Origin of the sequence: Streptomyces sp. NPDC006997 (assembly GCF_040635175.1) — a bacterium.
GTDB lineage: Bacteria > Actinomycetota > Actinomycetes > Streptomycetales > Streptomycetaceae > Streptomyces.
In genome coordinates this window covers 290,203-306,333 of the sequence record NZ_JBEYHH010000004.1, presented here as the reverse complement: position 1 = coordinate 306,333, position 16,131 = coordinate 290,203, and the positions used below count along the sequence as shown (strand labels likewise).

Genomic DNA, 16,131 nt, shown 5'->3' with positions numbered 1-16,131 from the left:
TGCCTCGGTAAGACCACCGACATGAAGAACGGGCGAACCCGCGGAGGGTCCGCCCGTTCCCGTGTCCTGCGCCGGGCGCGCTACTGGGTGACGCCCGCGTCCTTGAGCGCCGTCTGCCACTCCTCGACGCTGCCCGGGTTGGTGATCTTCTTGTCGTCGATCTTGATGGTCGGGGTCGAGCTGACGTCCTCGGTGTCGTCGAACGACTTGCTCATCCGCATCGCCCAGGCGTCGTAGGTGCCCTTCTCGACGGCGCTCTGGAACTCCTTGTTGTTCTTCAGCGCGTCGACCGTGTCGGCGACCTTGATCAGGTAGGCGTCGTCGGAGAACTCGTCGGAGGACTCCTCCGGGTGGTACTTCGCCGAGTACAGCGCCGCCTTGTAGTCGAGGAACGCCTCGGGGCTCACGTTCAGCGCGGCGCCCAGCGCGCTCAGCGCGTTCTTGGAGCCCTCGCCGCCGAGGTTGCCGTCGAGGAAGGTGCCGAGCGTGACGGAGAGCTTGTAGTCGCCGTCGGTCACGCCCTTGTTGACCGTCTCGCCGATGTTCTGCTCGAAGGAGGCGCAGGCCGGGCAGCGGGGGTCCTCGTAGAGGTGGACGACGTGGTCGGTCTCGGAGTCGCCGATCAGGACGGTGGTGCCGTTCTTGCCGGAGGTGTTGGCCGGGGCGACCACCGTCGCCTTGGCGGCCTCCTCCCACTCGGTGGGCTGGTTGTTCTGGACGACCGCGTAGCCGATGCCGCCCGCTATCGCCAGGACGGCGACGATCGAACCGGCGACGACGAGCTGCCGCTTCACCTTGTCCCGCTTGGCCTGGCGCTCGCGCTCCTGGCGCAGCCGCTCGCGGGCCGCCTGCTTCGCCGCCTGGTTGTTCCGCTTGCTCATGGTGATGCTCTCCGTGGTGGGACGCGCACGCGCGGGTGCGCGGGATGCGTGGATGGGTGGCCGTGCCGGGGAGCCCTCAGCCGAGGGCGACCCGGCGCGGCGGTCCACGCCGTCCCAGACCGTGGGTGCGCAGCAGCTCACGGGCCACGGCCGTACGGTGCGCGGGCCGCGGCAGCCGGACGCGGGCCGGGGCCCGGCGCCCGCCGACCGCGGCGACGGCGAGCAGCAACGGCCGGAAGGTGGCGGTGGCCGCCGCCCGCAGCAGCCGCTCCAGGGCCCGCTCACCGCGGTGCAGCCACCAGGCGGCCAGCAGCCCGACGCCGACGTGCGCGCCCAGCAGCAGCCAGGCGGTGCCGGGGTGGGAGTGCGCCAGCAGGGCGGCGAAGCGGTCCTGGCCGGTGCCGGCCACCTGGGCCAGCGGGCCGCCGACCTCACCGGCGCAGAGCACGTCCAGGCCGAAGGCGCGCAGCGGGCCCGCCACCGGGCCGCCCGCGGCGCCGTAGCAGGCGTGCTGGCCCGTGGTGAAGACCGTGTCGGCGGCCAGTTCCAGCGGGATCAGCAGGGCCGCGATCCGGCCGAAGCCACGGGCGCGGCCCGCGAACGCGTAGGCCAGGGTGAACACCGCCGCGGCGATCGCGGCGACGGTGCCCAGCGGCAGCGGGACGCGGGACAGCACCACGTGTGACGCGGTGCTGAGCGTCACGACCACTGCCGTGAAGAGCGCCGCGCGTACGGCTCGTAGCTGGGTCCCTGATATGTCCATCGCGCTGAAAGTGTGGCACGGACCGCTGTAAGAGACCCCTAAAGTCTCCCTGTGAGGTGTGCGGAACCCGTCACAGGCCCGGTATCCGGCCATTGCGGAAGAGGTCGACGAAGAGCTGGTGGTCGGCGCGGGCGCGGGCGCCGTAGGCGTGCGCGAAGTCCACCAGCAGCGGGGCGAAGCCCTCCTCGTCGGCGGCGATCGCCGCGTCGATGGCCCGCTCGGTGGAGAACGGCACCAGGGACTCGCCGGAGGTGTCGTCCGCCGCCGCGTGCATGGTCGCCGTCGCCCGGCCCAGGTCGGCGACGACCGCGGCGATCTCCTCCGGGTCGTCGATGTCGTCCCAGTCCAGGTCCACGGCGTACGGCGAGACCTCGGCGACCAGCTGGCCCGCTCCGCCCAGCTCGGTCCAGCCCAGCCAGGGGTCGGCGTGCGCCTGGAGGGCGCGCTGGGAGATCACCGTGCGGTGGCCCTCGTGCACGAAGTAGTCGCGGATGGCGGCGTCGGTGACGTGCCGGGAGACCGCCGGGGTCTGGGCCTGCTTGACGTAGATCACGACGTCGTTCTCCAGGGCGTCGCTGTTGCCCTCGAGCAGGATGTTGTACGACGGCAGCCCCGCCGAGCCGATGCCGATGCCGCGGCGGCCGACGACGTCCTTGACGCGGTAGGAGTCGGGGCGGGCCAGCGAGGACTCCGGCAGGGTCTCCAGGTAGCCGTCGAAGGCGGCGAGCACCTTGTAGCGGGTGGCCGCGTCCAGCTCTATGGAGCCGCCGCCGGGGGCGAAGCGGCGCTCGAAGTCCCGGATCTCCGTCATCGAGTCGAGCAGGCCGAAACGGGTCAGCGAACGGGCGTCACGCAGCGCGTCAAGGAGCGGGCCCTCGGCGGTGTCCAGCGTGAACGGCGGCACCTCGTCGCGCTTGGCGCCGGTCGCCAGGGCGTGGATCCGCTCCCGGTAGGCGGCGGCGTAGACCCCCACCAGCTCGGTGATCTGCGCGTCGCTGAGCGCCTTGGCGTACCCGACGAGGGCGACGGAGGCGGCGAAGCGCTTGAGGTCCCAGGTGAAGGGGCCGACGTACGCCTCGTCGAAGTCGTTGACGTTGAAGATCAGACGGCCGGTGGAGTCCATGTACGTGCCGAAGTTCTCGGCGTGCAGGTCGCCGTGGATCCACACGCGGGAGGTGCGGTCGTCCAGGAACGGGCCGTCGCGCTTCTCGGTCTCCAGGTCGTGGTAGAAGAGGCACGCCGTGCCCCGGTAGAACGCGAACGCGGAGGCCGCCATCTTGCGGAACTTCACCCGGAACGCGGCCGGGTCCGCGGCGAGCAGTTCGCCGAACGCGGTGTCGAAGACGGTGAGGATCTCCTCGCCGCGGGGCTCGTCGCTGAGCTGCGGGACCGACATCGCTGGGTGCCTCCTGGTGCTGGCTGCTGAGGGTGACGGCGCCCGCGCCTTCCGTGGCACCGGCAGCCGTCACCGTCCTAACGTCCGAGGACGCGACCGAGTGCCCGCGACCCCCGCCCGAAGGTACGCGGATGAGGCCCGTGGGTGTCAGTGCCGGGGCATAGACTTCGACGCTGTCCCCCCAGACTGTCCGCAGCCTGTCGCCGACTGTTCTCCTAGGAGGCCGAACGTGTCGAAACCGCCGTTCACGCACCTGCACGTCCACACCCAGTACTCGCTGCTGGACGGTGCCGCGCGGCTGAAGGACATGTTCGACGCCTGCAACGAGATGGGCATGACGCACATCGCCATGTCCGACCACGGCAACCTGCACGGGGCGTACGACTTCTTCCACTCCGCGCAGAAGGCCGGGATCACCCCGATCATCGGGATCGAGGCGTACGTCGCCCCGGAGTCCCGGCGCAACAAGCGCAAGATCCAGTGGGGGCAGCCGCACCAGAAGCGGGACGACGTCTCGGGTTCCGGTGGCTACACCCACAAGACGATGTGGGCGGTGAACAAGACCGGCCTGCACAACATCTTCCGGCTCTCCTCGGACGCGTACGCGGAGGGCTGGCTGCAGAAGTGGCCGCGGATGGACAAGGAGACCATCTCCCAGTGGTCCGAGGGGATCGTCGCCTCCACCGGCTGCCCCTCCGGCGAGGTGCAGACCCGGCTGCGCCTCGGCCACTTCGACGAGGCCCTGAAGGCCGCCGCCGACTACCAGGACATCTTCGGCAAGGACCGGTACTTCCTGGAGCTGATGGACCACGGCATCGACATCGAGCACCGGGTCCGCGAGGGCCTCCTGGAGATCGGCAGGAAGCTCGGCATCCCGCCGCTGGTCACGAACGACTCGCACTACACGTACGCGCACGAGGCGACCGCCCACGACGCGCTGCTGTGCATCCAGACCGGCAAGAACCTCTCCGACCCCGACCGCTTCAAGTTCGACGGCACCGGCTACTACCTGAAGTCGACCGACGAGATGTACGCGATCGACTCCTCGGACGCCTGGCAGGAGGGCTGCGCCAACACCCTCCTGGTCGCCGAGATGGTCGACACCTCCGGCATGTTCGAGAAGCGCGACCTGATGCCGAAGTTCGACATCCCGGAGGGCTACACCGAGGTCACCTGGTTCAAGGAGGAGGTCCGCCGCGGGATGGAGCGCCGCTTCCCCGGCGGCGTCCCCGAGGACCGCCAGAAGCAGGCCGAGTACGAGATGGACGTCATCATCTCGATGGGCTTCCCCGGCTACTTCCTCGTCGTCGCCGACTTCATCATGTGGGCCAAGAACAACGGCATCGCCGTCGGCCCCGGCCGGGGCTCCGCGGCCGGGTCGATCGTCGCCTACGCCATGGGCATCACCGACCTCGACCCGATCCCGCACGGTCTGATCTTCGAGCGGTTCCTCAACCCCGAGCGCATCTCGATGCCCGACGTCGACATCGACTTCGACGAGCGTCGGCGCGTCGAGGTGATCAGGTACGTGACGGAGAAGTACGGCGCCGACAAGGTCGCCATGATCGGCACCTACGGCACCATCAAGGCGAAGAACGCCATCAAGGACTCCGCGCGCGTGCTGGGCTACCCGTACGCGATGGGCGACCGGATCACCAAGGCCATGCCCGCCGACGTCCTCGGCAAGGGCATCAACCTCGACGGCATCACCAACCCCGAGCACCCCCGCTACAGCGAGGCGGGCGAGGTCCGGGCGATGTACGAGAACGAGCCCGACGTGAAGAAGGTCATCGACACCGCCAAGGGCGTCGAGGGCCTGGTCCGGCAGATGGGCGTGCACGCCGCCGGCGTGATCATGTCCAGCGAGACCATCACCGAGCACGTCCCGGTCTGGGTCAGGCACACGGACAACGTCACCATCACGCAGTGGGACTACCCGAGCTGTGAGTCGCTCGGCCTGCTGAAGATGGACTTCCTGGGCCTGCGCAACCTGACGATCATGGACGACGCCGTCAAGATGGTGAAGTCCAACAAGGGGATCGACATCGATCTCCTCTCCCTCCCGCTGGACGACCCCACGACCTTCGAACTCCTCCAGCGCGGCGACACCCTCGGCGTCTTCCAGTTCGACGGCGGCCCGATGCGCTCCCTGCTCCGGCTGATGAAGCCGGACAACTTCGAGGACATCTCCGCCGTGTCGGCCCTGTACCGGCCGGGCCCGATGGGCATGAACTCGCACACCAACTACGCGCTGCGCAAGAACGGCCAGCAGGAGATCACGCCGATCCACCCGGAGCTGGAGGCCCCGCTCAAGGAGGTCCTGGACGTCACCTACGGCCTGATCGTCTACCAGGAGCAGGTGCAGAAGGCCGCCCAGATCATCGCGGGCTACTCGCTCGGCGAGGCCGACATCCTCCGCCGCGTGATGGGCAAGAAGAAGCCCGACGAACTGGCGAAGAACTTCACCATCTTCCAGGCCGGTGCCCGCGACAACGGCTACAGCGACGAGGCCATCCAGGCCCTGTGGGACGTGCTGGTCCCGTTCGCCGGGTACGCGTTCAACAAGGCGCACTCGGCGGCGTACGGCCTGGTGTCGTACTGGACGGCCTTCCTGAAGGCGAACCACCCCGCCGAGTACATGGCGGCGCTGCTGACCTCCGTCAAGGACGACAAGGACAAGTCGGCGATCTACCTCAACGAGTGCCGCCGCATGGGCATCAAGGTGCTCCCGCCGAACGTCAACGAGTCGGTGCACAACTTCGCCGCGCAGGGCGACGACGTGATCCTCTTCGGCCTGGAGGCGGTGCGCAACGTCGGCACCAACGTGGTCGAGTCGATCATCAGGAGTCGCAAGGCGAAGGGGAAGTACGCCTCCTTCCCCGACTACCTCGACAAGGTCGAGGCGGTCGCCTGCAACAAGCGCACCACGGAGTCGCTGATCAAGGCGGGCGCCTTCGACACCCTGGGCCACACCCGCAAGGGCCTGACCGCGCAGTACGAACCGATGATCGACAACGTGGTCGCGGTCAAGCGCAAGGAGGCCGAGGGCCAGTTCGACCTCTTCGGCGGCATGGGCGAGGAGGACACCAGCGAGCCGGGCTTCGGGCTCGACGTGGAGTTCACCACCGACGAGTGGGACAAGACCTACCTGCTCGCCCAGGAGCGCGAGATGCTCGGTCTCTACGTCTCCGACCACCCCCTCTTCGGCCTGGAGCACGTGCTCTCCGACAAGGCCGACGCGGGCATCTCCCAGCTCACCGGCGGTGACTTCGGGGACGGCGCGGTCGTCACCATCGGCGGCATCATCTCCGGCCTCCAGCGCAAGATGACCAAGCAGGGCAACGCCTGGGCCATCGCCACCGTCGAGGACCTCGCGGGGTCCATCGAGTGCATGTTCTTCCCCGCGACCTACCAACTGGTGTCCACCCAACTCGTCGAGGACGCCGTGGTCTTCGTCAAGGGCAGGCTCGACAAGCGGGAGGACGTGCCCCGGCTGGTCGCCATGGAGCTGATGGTCCCCGACCTGTCGAACGCGGGCACCAACGCGCCCGTGGTGCTCACCATCCCGGCCACCCGGGTCACCCCGCCCATGGTCAGCCGCCTCGGGGAGATCCTCAGCCACCACAAGGGCGACAGCGAGGTGCGGATCAAGCTCCAGGGCCCGACCAGGACGACCGTGCTCCGGCTCGACCGGCACCGGGTCAAGCCGGACCCGGCGCTCTTCGGCGACCTCAAGGTGCTGCTGGGCCCGTCCTGCCTGGCGGGCTGAGCCCGGCCGCGGCAGGCACTCGACGTGCGCGAGGGGCGCGTCCGGCAGCGGACGCGCCCCTCGTTCATGCCTGGGCGGTAACCGCCCGTCAGCGAAGGTCAGTTGTGGCCGAAGCGCTTCTGGCGGCCCTTGCGTGCCACGTCGCCCGGGGTCGTCGGGGTCAGGCGCTCCTCGGACGACGGCACCATCGCCGGGTCCTGGGCGTCCTGTCGGGCGCGCTCGGGCTGGGACTGCTTACGGTCACGGTTCTTGTTCTTGGCCATGGTGATCTGCCTCCTGTGGGGGATCTAGGGGCCAGGGCCGGGACCAGATTCACATACGCCGACACGCCGCGCATGTCGGACAATTACCGTGTGTGACAGGGGTGGTCGCCGTCCGCGCGCCCGAAACGCCACGCCGAAGATCGAGTTCGGACCGTTAACCTCCGCACGGTCGGGCAGACTCGAAGGAAGCCCAGAGCAAACCTCCCGGGAAGAGGGTGAGTCGCGTGGACCGCTGCGTCGTCCTGGTGGACGCCGGGTATCTGCTGGGAGCCGCCGCCAGCCTCCTCGCCGGGGAGCCCTCGCGGTCCCGGATCACCGTCGACCACGCCGCCCTCGTCCAGGGGCTGCGCGACCGTGCCGAGTCCGACACCGAACGGCAGCTGCTGCGCATCTACTGGTTCGACGGCGCCCCCGACCGCGTCCCCCAGCCCGAACACCGCAGACTGCGGGTGATGCCCCGGGTCACCGTCCGGCTCGGCGCCCTCACCCGCAGCGACGGCCGCTGGGCGCAGAAGGGCGTCGACGCGGCCATGCACGCCGAGCTGACCGAGCTGGCCCGCAACCGCGCCTGCTCCGACATCGTCCTGGTCACCGGCGACGGCGACCTGCTGCCGGGCATGATGGCCGCCAAGGAGCACGGGGTCGCCGTCCACCTGTGGGCCGTGCAGGCCGCCGACGGCGACTACAACCAGTCCGAGGACCTGGTCGCCGAGGCCGACGAACGGCGCGTCCTGGACCGGGCCTGGATCACCCAGGCCGTACGGGCCAAGGAACTCACCGGCGTGTGCGCGCCGCCGCCCGTGCCACGCCCCGAGATCGCCGCCATCCTCTCCGCGCCGCTGCCCGAGTCCGCGCTGTCCGGGTCCGGCGAGCGGCGCGACGAGGAACCCCCGCACCCGGCCGCCACCACCGCCCGCCCCGCCGAGGACCGGGGCCCCGCCACCAAGGGCGGCGTGCCCACCCCCAAGGACCTCGCCGCGCTGCGCGCCCCCGGCCCGCAGGTCACCCAGCCCCCGCCCACCGCGACCCTGCGCTGGTCCTCCGACAAGGGCTGGGTGGACCGCCCCGGCGCCACCTCCGAACCGCCCGAGGCGGCCTCCATGCCGACGCTCGCCCAGCTCACCACGGCCGAGCAGCGCTGGGCGGACCGCGAGGAGGACATCACCACCGTCGGCGGGGACCCGTACGAGGTCGGGCAGGTCTTCGCCCGGCGCTGGATCTCCCGGCTCGGCGACCCGGTCCACCTCCAGCGGCTGTCCACGCTCTACCCGCGCATCCCGCACCGCATCGACGGCGAGCTGCTGCGCTACGCGGCCCGCTTCGGACTGCTCGCCCACAAGGACGACCAGATCGACGAACACGACCGCTACGCCATCCGGGCGGGCTTCTGGCGGGAGGTCGACGTACCGACGGCCGCGGAGCACGCCCCCGCCGCCGAGTAGTGGCCGGTAGGTGACCCAGAGTCACGAAGAGGGGGCGTGCAAGCCGACCCGCGCGCGGTCGGTGCCCGCCGACCCCTTAGGCTCGTTCCTTGTGAGTGAACGCGCGGCACAGGCACACCCGGACCCCGACGAGGTCGCGTGTGCCGTGCGCGGGCTGACCAAGACCTACCCCGCCGTCCGCGGCCGGCGCGGCACCCCCGGCACCCCCGAGGTCCGTGCCACCGACGACGTACGCCTGGACGTCCGGCGCGGCGAGATCTTCGGACTGCTCGGGCCCAACGGCGCGGGCAAGTCCACCCTCGTCCGCCAGCTCACCGGCCTGATGCGGCCCGACAGCGGCGGCGTGCGGATCCTCGGCCACGACATCGTGCGCCACCCCGAGCGGGCCTCGCGCATCCTCGCCTACCTCGGGCAGGAGTCCAGCGCCCTCGACGAGCTCACCGTCTCCCTCGCCGCCGAGACCACCGGACGGCTGCGCGGACTCGACGTCCGCTCGGCACGCGCCGAACGGGACGCCGTACTCGACGAACTCGGCCTCACCGCGATCGCCGGGCGCGCCCTGAACAGGCTCTCCGGCGGCCAGCGCCGCCTCGCCTGCTTCGCCGCAGCGCTGGTCGGGGAACGGCCGCTGCTCGTCCTCGACGAGCCCACCACCGGCATGGACCCGGTCGCGCGCCGCGCGGTGTGGTCCGCCGTCGACCGGCGCCGCGCCGAACGCGGTACGACGGTGCTGCTGGTCACCCACAACGTCATCGAGGCCGAGACGGTCCTCGACCGGGTCGCCGTCATGGACCGCGGCCGGGTCATCGCCTGCGACACGCCCACCGGACTGAAGGAGCGGGTCGCCGGGGAGGTCCGGGTCGACCTGGTGTGGCGGGAACGGGCGCCGCTGGACGTGCCCGAGGTCGCCGCGCTGCGCGGACGCGCCGTGGAGTCCGGGCGCCGCTGGACGCTGCGGCTCGGCCCCGAGGAGGCCCGCGCGGTCGTCTCCACCGTCACCGGCGGCACGGCCTTCGCCGCCCTGGACGACTTCACCCTCACCACGCCCAGCCTGGAGGACGTCTACCTGGCGCTCGGCGGCGCGGCAGGGCAGGGGCTGGTGAAGGCGTGAGCGACCGGGACCCCGTGCACGCATACCCAGAGACCCTCCAGACCCCTCAGACCCCTCAGACCCCTGGAAAAGGGAGCAGCGCGACGTGAGTGTCGTACCCGCGGAGGTACTGCCGGGCAGCGCCCTGGCCGTCGAGGAGCCGACCGCGACCGCGGCCGAGCTGGGGCCGCGGGCGCGGCTGTGGCCGTGTCTGGCCGCCGTCTACCGGGCGCAGCTGTCGCGCGCGCGGGTGGCGCGGATCCCGCTGCTGTTCGTCGCCACCTTCCAGTCCGTCGGCATCATGGTCATGATGCGGGGCGTGGTGGACGGCGGCAGCGAGGCGCAGGCCGTGGTCGCCGGAGCGTCCATCGTCGTCGTCGCGTACGTCGCGCTGAACCTGCTCGCGCAGTACTTCGGCCAGCTGCGCGCCACCGGCGGCCTCGACCACTTCGCCACCCTGCCGGTGCCGCCCGCGGCGGTGGTCCTCGGGGCGGCGGGCGCGTACGCGTCGTTCACCGTGCCCGGGACCGTCGTCACCGCGCTGTTCGGGTGCGTCCTGTTCGGGCTGCCGCTGACCCACCTGTGGATCCTGCTGGCGGTGATCCCGCTCGCGGGCGCCGCGCTCTCCGGGCTCGGCGCGGCCTTCGGGCTGCTCGCGCCGCGGCCCGAACTGGCCACGCTGCTCGGGCAGCTCGGCATGTCGGCGGCGCTGCTGCTGGGGGTGCTGCCCGCCGAGCGGATGCCGGAGCCGGTACGGCTGCTGCGTGACCTGCTGCCGTCCACGTACGGTGTCGAGGCGTACGCGCGGACCTTCTCGGCGCACCCGGACTGGGCGCTCGTCGCCGGTGACCTCGCGGTCTGTGCCGGGGTCGGGGTGCTGTCGCTGGCCGTGGCGACCTGGGCTTACCGCCGGGCGGCCGTCCGGTGACGCGGGGCGCCGCGCGGCCTGGCACGATGTCGGGGTGACCGCTCCGTTGACTCCGCCTCCGCCGCCGCATGATCAGTCCGCTCAGTTTTCGTCGCGGGCGTGGCCACCGTCGTCGCCCGCCGGGTACGGATACGGACAGGACGGGCCCGGTATGAAGACCGAAGTGCGGGAGGCCGCCGTCGTCACGGTGGTCGCGGCGCTCGGCGGGGTGCTCCTCGGCGTGCTGTGGAACTGGCTGGCACCGAGCGTGCCGCTGGTGGGCCAGGTGGTGGACGGCGGCTGGGTCGTCTACCTCGGCGACACCGAGGGCGAGCAGCGGATCGGGGTGGACGGGACGTTCACCCTGCTGGCGCTGGGGTTCGGCGCGGTCAGCGCGGCCGTGGTGTTCCTGCTGCGGCGGCGTGGGGGTGTGCCGCTGGTCGTGGCGCTGGGGGTCGGGGGACTCCTCGGGGCGTTGCTCGCCTGGCGGGTGGGGGTGTGGCTCGGGCCCTCGGACGACGTGCTGGGGCGGGCGAAGGACGTGGGGCAGGGGGTGACGTTCTCCGCGCCGCTGGAGCTGGGGGCGAAGGGGGCGTTGCTGGCGTGGCCTGTGGGGGCGTTGCTGGTGCATCTGGGGCTTACGGCGTTGTTCGGGCCGCGGGATCCTGAGGTGCCGGGGTACGGGGCGGAGAAGGGGTCCGTCTGAGGGGTGCCCGGCGTGGCCGCCGGCGTCGGGGCGGGTACGCGCGGCCCGGCGCCGCGGGGTGCCGCCGCGCCCACCCGTCCCGCCCCGCGGCACGACTGCCCGCGGCCGGGGCGTGTGGCGGAAGTCCCGTCGTCCGCCCGCGGGGCGGGCCGAGCGACGCCATGGAGGTCCCCCTGCTCAGGCGGAGCCGAGAGCTTGGGGGAGCGTGCTCCCGGCGTGCCGGGCGGAAGCCCTCGTCCTGGTCATGCGTGGTCTTTCGCCCGGTGCGGCGAGTGGGGTCCCCCTGCTCGAAGAGTTCGGGGGAGTGCCAGGCGCCGGGCGGCACGCGGGACTCCCGCCACACGCCCTGGGGCGTCTGGTCACGCGGGGCGGCGGCCGTGGTTGGAGTTGCCTTTCCTCGTGCGCCACTTGCGCTTGCGGGTGCGCTTCGACATGCCCTTTCTCTCTAGTCGAGGAAAGGGCGTCCGTCGAGGGGTCAGGCGCGGGCGATGGGGGAGACGGTGGCCTCCGTGAGGGTGGCCAGGTCGGCGGGGGCGAGTTCGACCTCCAGGCCCCGGCGGCCCGCCGAGACGTAGATCGTGGCGTGGGCGTCGGCCGAGGCGTCCAGGACCGTGCGGAGCCGCTTGCGCTGGCCCAGCGGGGAGATGCCGCCCCGGACGTAGCCGGTGGTGCGCTCGGCGAGGGCCGGGTCGGCCATCGCGGCGCGCTTGCCGCCGACCGCCGCGGCGAGGGCCTTCAGGTCGAGCGAGCCCGCCACCGGGACCACCGCCACCGTCAGGGCGCCGTCCACGTCGGCCACCAGCGTCTTGAAGACCCGGTCGGGGGAGACCCCCGTGGCCTCCACCGCCTCCTCGCCGTAGGACGGGTGGGCGGGGTCGTGGTCGTAGGCGTGGAGGGTGAACGGCACGCCTGCCGTGGTCAGGGCCACCGTGGCGGGCGTACCGCCGGACTGCTGCTGCTTCTTGGACTTCTTCGCCATCTCCGCCGTCTTCGCCGTCAGTTCTCAGTTCAGGCTGGTCGGGCCCCGCGTCAGCTCGGCCGCGGGCAACGACGGCAGATTACGGATGATCGCCGTCTCGGCGCGAAGGAGTTTCAGCTCGTCCCGCAGCCGGGACGCCGTGTCGGGGGCCTGGAGCAGCCGCTGCTTGGTCGGGGTGTCGAGCATCATCGCCGCCGCGACCAGGTACGACACCACGCTCGGCTCGTCCGGGAGTTCGCCGCCGGTCGCCAGTGACCGCTCCCGCGCCCCCGCCAGCCGCTTCTGGTACTGCCGGAACGACCGCAGCACGCCCTCCGCGAGCGCGCCCGCCTCGTCGCCGGGGTCCTCGGCGAGTTCCTCCAGCTCGGCGGTGAGGAACGGCCCGGAGGCGTCCACCGAGCGCAGCCGCACCCGGGTCGTCCCGGTCGCCAGCACCTCGAACGTGCCGTCGGACCGCTCCCGGATCGTCGCGGCGTCGGCGACGCAGCCGACGGCGTGGAACGCCTTGGCGGGGTCCGCGCCGAACCCGGCGCCGGGGCCCCGCTCGGGCAGCGCCGTCGGGTCGGGCATCCCCGGCGCGCTCGGGGCCACCTCGTGGCCGTCACGGATCGCGACCACGGCGAACCGACGTGGCTCGTCCTCCGGAACCTTCAGCAGCGTGCGCATCATGGCGCGGTAACGCTCCTCGAAGACGTTCAGCGGAAGGACGAGCCCCGGGTACAACACCGAGTTCAGGGGAAAGAGCGGCAGCCGGACGGTGGTCACGGCGCCAAAGCCTAATGGTCGGCGGACCGGACTCGTCCGTCCCGCCCGCACAGTGGGCGGACCGGGCCCGGGAAAGGCCGGTCGGTCAGTTGCGGCGCAGCAGCCGCGTGGCCCCCGCCGCCACCGCCGTGGCCAGCACCCAGCCCAGCAGCACCAGCGCCGCCGCGAGCCACTGCAGACCGCCGTCCAGGTGCCAGAAAGCGACCTGCCCCAGGTCGATCACCGGTAACAGCAGGTCGAGGGCGAACAGGGCCGGGTTCCACGGCGGTGCCCCGGCGCCCTCCGGCGAGCCGGGGCGGCCCGCGCTGGCGAAGGCCAGGGAGCCCGCGGCCCACAGCACCGCCAGCCACACCGCCGCCCGGCCGGTCCGGTAGCCGTAGGCGACCGTCCAGTCCTGCGCGTACCCCCACAGCTTGGGCCCGAGCGGCAGCGTCTCGCGGCGGCGGCGCTGCCGGGCGAGCAGCACCTCCCGCGCGTCCTCGTCCTCCCCGCTGCTCCGCAGGACGGCGGCCAGCCGCTCGTACGGCTCCGGGTGGTACTCGGCGGTCGCGGCGGCCAGCCAGCGCAGCCGCTCGGTGAGCGGGAAGGGGCCGCGCGGCACGAGCGTCTCGTAGCTGAAGCCGCTCATCTGGAGGCCGCCGGGACCGGGCCAGCTGCTCGCCCGGTCGACGAGGTTGACGACCCGCGCCCCGGACAGCACCACCCGGCCGCGCTCCGGCCGCTCCCCGAGGAAGCGCAGCTCGGGCACCTGGACGCGGCGCAGCGACAGCTCGTGGTCGTCGCCGAGGGCGAACCGGGCCCGCTCGAAGTCGACGGCGTCGCCGAACCGGCCGTCGTCCAGCCGTATCCCGCCCCGGCACTCGAACCGCTGTACCCGGGTGCCGCGCACCGGTGTGACGCCGCTGGGCTGGGTGCCGCCCACGGCCGCCGGGGTCAGGTACAGCGTGCGCTCGACGGTGAGCTGGGGGGCGTTCAGGGCGAGCCGGGCGTACGGGTTGGACAGCAGGGCGCCGCGCAGGCTCAGCGAGACGCCTATGGTGGCGCTGCGCAGGCTCAGCTCGCCGCGCGACTCCAGCAGATCGGCCTGGAGGTCCTGCCCGACGCTCAGCCCGTCCGCGGCGATGGACCGGCCGCCCCGGTCACGGTCCACGACGGCCTGGTTGAGCAGCAGGTCGGTGCCTATCTGGGCGTCGGTGAGGCGTATGCCGCGGTGGAAGCGGCAGCGCGGCAGGTGCAGGTCGCCCTCCGTCTGGAGCCGGGCCGCCTCCAGGCGCGGCACCGCGCAGTCCACCAGCCGCACGGTCGTGAAGCGCGCCTCGGGCAGCAGCACCTCGCGCTCGAAGCGGCAGCCCCGGAGCTCGACGTACGGCACCACCGTGCCGCCCGCGAGGTCCATGCTGCCGCTGATGAGCACCCCGGTGAGCTTCAGCGCGGACACCCGCCCCGCCAGCGCCGGGGGCCCGTCGAGGAGCAGCCAGCACACGACGCGGGCCCGCACGGTCCGGTCGTCGCCCCAGGGCCGTCCGCCGTGCGGATCGTCGACGGCCGCGTCGCCACAGCGCAGGTCGTACATGGTGCCGTTGCGGAACGCCTGCCACATTCCGGCCTCGACGGCGGTCAGCTCCTCCGGCGGTGCCTGATGCCCGTCCCGGACCCGGGTCCCTTCGGTCACGTGCTGCTCGGCCTCCTCGTTCGCGTGTGCGCGCCTCTTGTGTTCGTACACCTGTTCATTCCCTCTGAGTGACGTCGTGAACACAGAAAGTGAGCACAATGTTCCGCGGGCCGTATCAGCACCTGATACGCGCGCACGGCGGCCCGCGCGGGTCTGCGAGAATTGGTGCTGTGATCTCCCGAATCGATCTGCGCGGCGACGCCCTCCCGGAGGGTCCCGCCCTGCGCGACCTGCTGCCCCGAGCCGACTTCGACGTTGCGGCCGCCCTGGACAAGGTGCGTCCCCTCTGCGAGGCCGTGCATCATCGGGGTGACGCGGCGCTGATCGACTTCGCCGAGAAGTTCGACGGCGTCCGCCTCACCTCCGTCCGGGTCCCCGCCCAGGCGCTCACCGACGCCCTGGACGCCCTCGACCCGGCCGTCCGCGCCGCCCTGGAGGAGTCCATCCGCCGCGCCCGCCTCGTGCACCGCGCCCAGCGCCGTACGACGCACACGACCCAGGTGGTGCCCGGCGGCACCGTCACCGAGAAGTGGGTCCCCGTCGACCGGGTCGGGCTGTACGCGCCGGGCGGCCGGTCGGTCTACCCGTCGTCGGTCGTCATGAACGTCGTCCCCGCGCAGGAGGCCGGGGTCCCCTCGATCGCGCTGGCCTCGCCCGCGCAGGCCGAGTTCGGCGGACTGCCGCACCCGACCATCCTCGCCGCGTGCGCGCTGCTCGGCGTCGACGAGGTGTACGCGGCGGGCGGCGCCACCGCGGTCGCGATGTTCGCGTACGGCACCGAGTCCTGCCCGCCCGCCAACATGGTCACCGGCCCCGGCAACATCTGGGTCGCCGCCGCCAAGCGCTACTTCACCGGCAGGATCGGCATCGACGCGGAGGCCGGGCCGACCGAGATCGCCGTCCTCGCGGACGACACCGCCGACCCCGTCCACCTCGCCGCCGACCTGATCAGCCAGGCCGAGCACGACCCGCTCGCCGCGTCCGTGCTCGTCACCGACTCCCCGGCGCTGGCCGACGCGGTCGAGAAGGAACTCGCCCCGCAGGTCGCGGCCAGCAAGCACGTCGACGACCGGATCGTGCCCGCCCTCAGCGGCAAGCAGTCCGCGATCGTGCTCGTCGACGGCCTGGAGGAGGGCCTGCGCGTCTGCGACGCCTACGGCGCCGAGCACCTGGAGATCCAGACCGCCGACGCCACCGCCCTCGCCGACCGGGTGCGGAACGCGGGCGCCGTCTTCGTCGGGCCCTGGGCGCCCGTCTCGCTCGGCGACTACGCCGCCGGGTCCAACCACGTGCTGCCCACCGGCGGCTGCGCCTGCCACTCCTCCGGCCTGTCCGTGCAGTCCTTCCTGCGCGGCATCCACCTCGTCGACTACACGCGCGAGGCGCTCGCCGAGGTCGCGCACCACGTGGTGACGCTGGCGGAAGCCGAGGACCTGCCCGCGCACGGCGCGGCGATCAAGGCGCGGTTCGACTGGAAGGTACCCGAGAGCAAGTGACC

At 72.2% G+C, this 16,131-nt stretch carries 13 protein-coding genes; 6 read left to right on the top strand and 7 right to left on the bottom strand.

Annotated elements, in window-relative coordinates; translation table 11 throughout:
- Window positions 1-80: 80 nt before the first annotated feature.
- The 3 genes from ABZ659_RS06085 to ABZ659_RS06075 all read right to left on the bottom strand — a co-directional run bounded on the left by ABZ659_RS06085 (window position 81) and on the right by ABZ659_RS06075 (window position 3,040).
- Complete coding sequence (locus ABZ659_RS06085) at window positions 81-881, bottom strand: DsbA family protein (protein WP_360213948.1); 801 nt, start codon at window positions 879-881, stop codon at window positions 81-83.
- 76 nt (window positions 882-957) lie between these two features.
- Window positions 958-1,644, bottom strand: a complete 687-nt coding sequence (locus ABZ659_RS06080) for a hypothetical protein (protein WP_360213946.1) — start codon at window positions 1,642-1,644, stop codon at window positions 958-960.
- A 70-nt stretch (window positions 1,645-1,714) separates the two neighbouring features.
- The gene (locus ABZ659_RS06075; RefSeq protein ID WP_360213944.1) at window positions 1,715-3,040 is read right to left on the bottom strand and encodes a DUF2252 domain-containing protein; all 1,326 of its coding nucleotides are present in this window, start codon (window positions 3,038-3,040) and stop codon (window positions 1,715-1,717) included.
- 229 nt (window positions 3,041-3,269) lie between these two features.
- Between ABZ659_RS06075 and dnaE the strand changes: the two genes are divergently transcribed.
- On the top strand, window positions 3,270-6,809 hold the full coding sequence (gene dnaE, locus ABZ659_RS06070; RefSeq protein ID WP_360213942.1) for a DNA polymerase III subunit alpha: 3,540 nt from the start codon (window positions 3,270-3,272) through the stop codon (window positions 6,807-6,809).
- A gap of 98 nt (window positions 6,810-6,907) precedes the next feature.
- Here dnaE and ABZ659_RS06065 read toward each other — a convergent pair whose 3' ends face one another.
- On the bottom strand, window positions 6,908-7,072 hold the full coding sequence (locus tag ABZ659_RS06065) for a hypothetical protein (protein ID WP_360213940.1): 165 nt from the start codon (window positions 7,070-7,072) through the stop codon (window positions 6,908-6,910).
- Window positions 7,073-7,296: 224 nt separating this feature from the next.
- Here ABZ659_RS06065 and ABZ659_RS06060 point away from each other — a divergent pair, with 224 nt between their 5' ends.
- From ABZ659_RS06060 to ABZ659_RS06045, 4 genes are all read left to right on the top strand, one after another.
- A complete protein-coding gene (locus ABZ659_RS06060; RefSeq protein ID WP_360213938.1) occupies window positions 7,297-8,514 on the top strand; it encodes an NYN domain-containing protein in 1,218 nt (405 codons plus the stop codon).
- Between the two features lie 91 nt (window positions 8,515-8,605).
- Window positions 8,606-9,625: an ABC transporter ATP-binding protein gene (locus ABZ659_RS06055; protein WP_360213936.1), complete on the top strand. Its 1,020-nt coding sequence runs from the start codon at window positions 8,606-8,608 to the stop codon at window positions 9,623-9,625.
- A gap of 85 nt (window positions 9,626-9,710) precedes the next feature.
- Entirely contained in the window at window positions 9,711-10,532 is an 822-nt protein-coding gene (locus ABZ659_RS06050; RefSeq protein WP_360213934.1) for an ABC transporter permease, read from the top strand.
- Between the two features lie 34 nt (window positions 10,533-10,566).
- Entirely contained in the window at window positions 10,567-11,217 is a 651-nt protein-coding gene (locus tag ABZ659_RS06045; RefSeq protein ID WP_360213932.1) for an AAA family ATPase, read from the top strand.
- Window positions 11,218-11,692: 475 nt separating this feature from the next.
- Here ABZ659_RS06045 and ybaK read toward each other — a convergent pair whose 3' ends face one another.
- The 3 genes from ybaK to ABZ659_RS06030 all read right to left on the bottom strand — a co-directional run bounded on the left by ybaK (window position 11,693) and on the right by ABZ659_RS06030 (window position 14,633).
- Entirely contained in the window at window positions 11,693-12,196 is a 504-nt protein-coding gene (ybaK, locus tag ABZ659_RS06040) for a Cys-tRNA(Pro) deacylase (protein WP_360213930.1), read from the bottom strand.
- A 24-nt stretch (window positions 12,197-12,220) separates the two neighbouring features.
- Window positions 12,221-12,961, bottom strand: a complete 741-nt coding sequence (locus ABZ659_RS06035) for an LON peptidase substrate-binding domain-containing protein (RefSeq protein WP_360213928.1) — start codon at window positions 12,959-12,961, stop codon at window positions 12,221-12,223.
- Between the two features lie 85 nt (window positions 12,962-13,046).
- Window positions 13,047-14,633: an oxidoreductase gene (locus ABZ659_RS06030; RefSeq protein ID WP_360213926.1), complete on the bottom strand. Its 1,587-nt coding sequence runs from the start codon at window positions 14,631-14,633 to the stop codon at window positions 13,047-13,049.
- A gap of 170 nt (window positions 14,634-14,803) precedes the next feature.
- Here ABZ659_RS06030 and hisD point away from each other — a divergent pair, with 170 nt between their 5' ends.
- Entirely contained in the window at window positions 14,804-16,129 is a 1,326-nt protein-coding gene (gene hisD / locus ABZ659_RS06025) for a histidinol dehydrogenase (RefSeq protein ID WP_360213924.1), read from the top strand.
- Window positions 16,130-16,131 lie beyond the last annotated feature (2 nt).

Excerpts from the sequence above, each read along its gene's own strand:
- ABZ659_RS06075 (WP_360213944.1), bottom strand. The coding sequence starts at position 3,040 with ATGTCGGTCCCGCAGCTCAGCGACGAGCCCCGCGGCGAGGAGATCCTC.
- ABZ659_RS06080 (WP_360213946.1), bottom strand. The coding sequence starts at position 1,644 with ATGGACATATCAGGGACCCAGCTACGAGCCGTACGCGCGGCGCTCTTC.
- ybaK (WP_360213930.1), bottom strand. The coding sequence starts at position 12,196 with ATGGCGAAGAAGTCCAAGAAGCAGCAGCAGTCCGGCGGTACGCCCGCC.
- ABZ659_RS06065 (WP_360213940.1), bottom strand. The coding sequence starts at position 7,072 with ATGGCCAAGAACAAGAACCGTGACCGTAAGCAGTCCCAGCCCGAGCGC.
- ABZ659_RS06085 (WP_360213948.1), bottom strand. The coding sequence starts at position 881 with ATGAGCAAGCGGAACAACCAGGCGGCGAAGCAGGCGGCCCGCGAGCGG.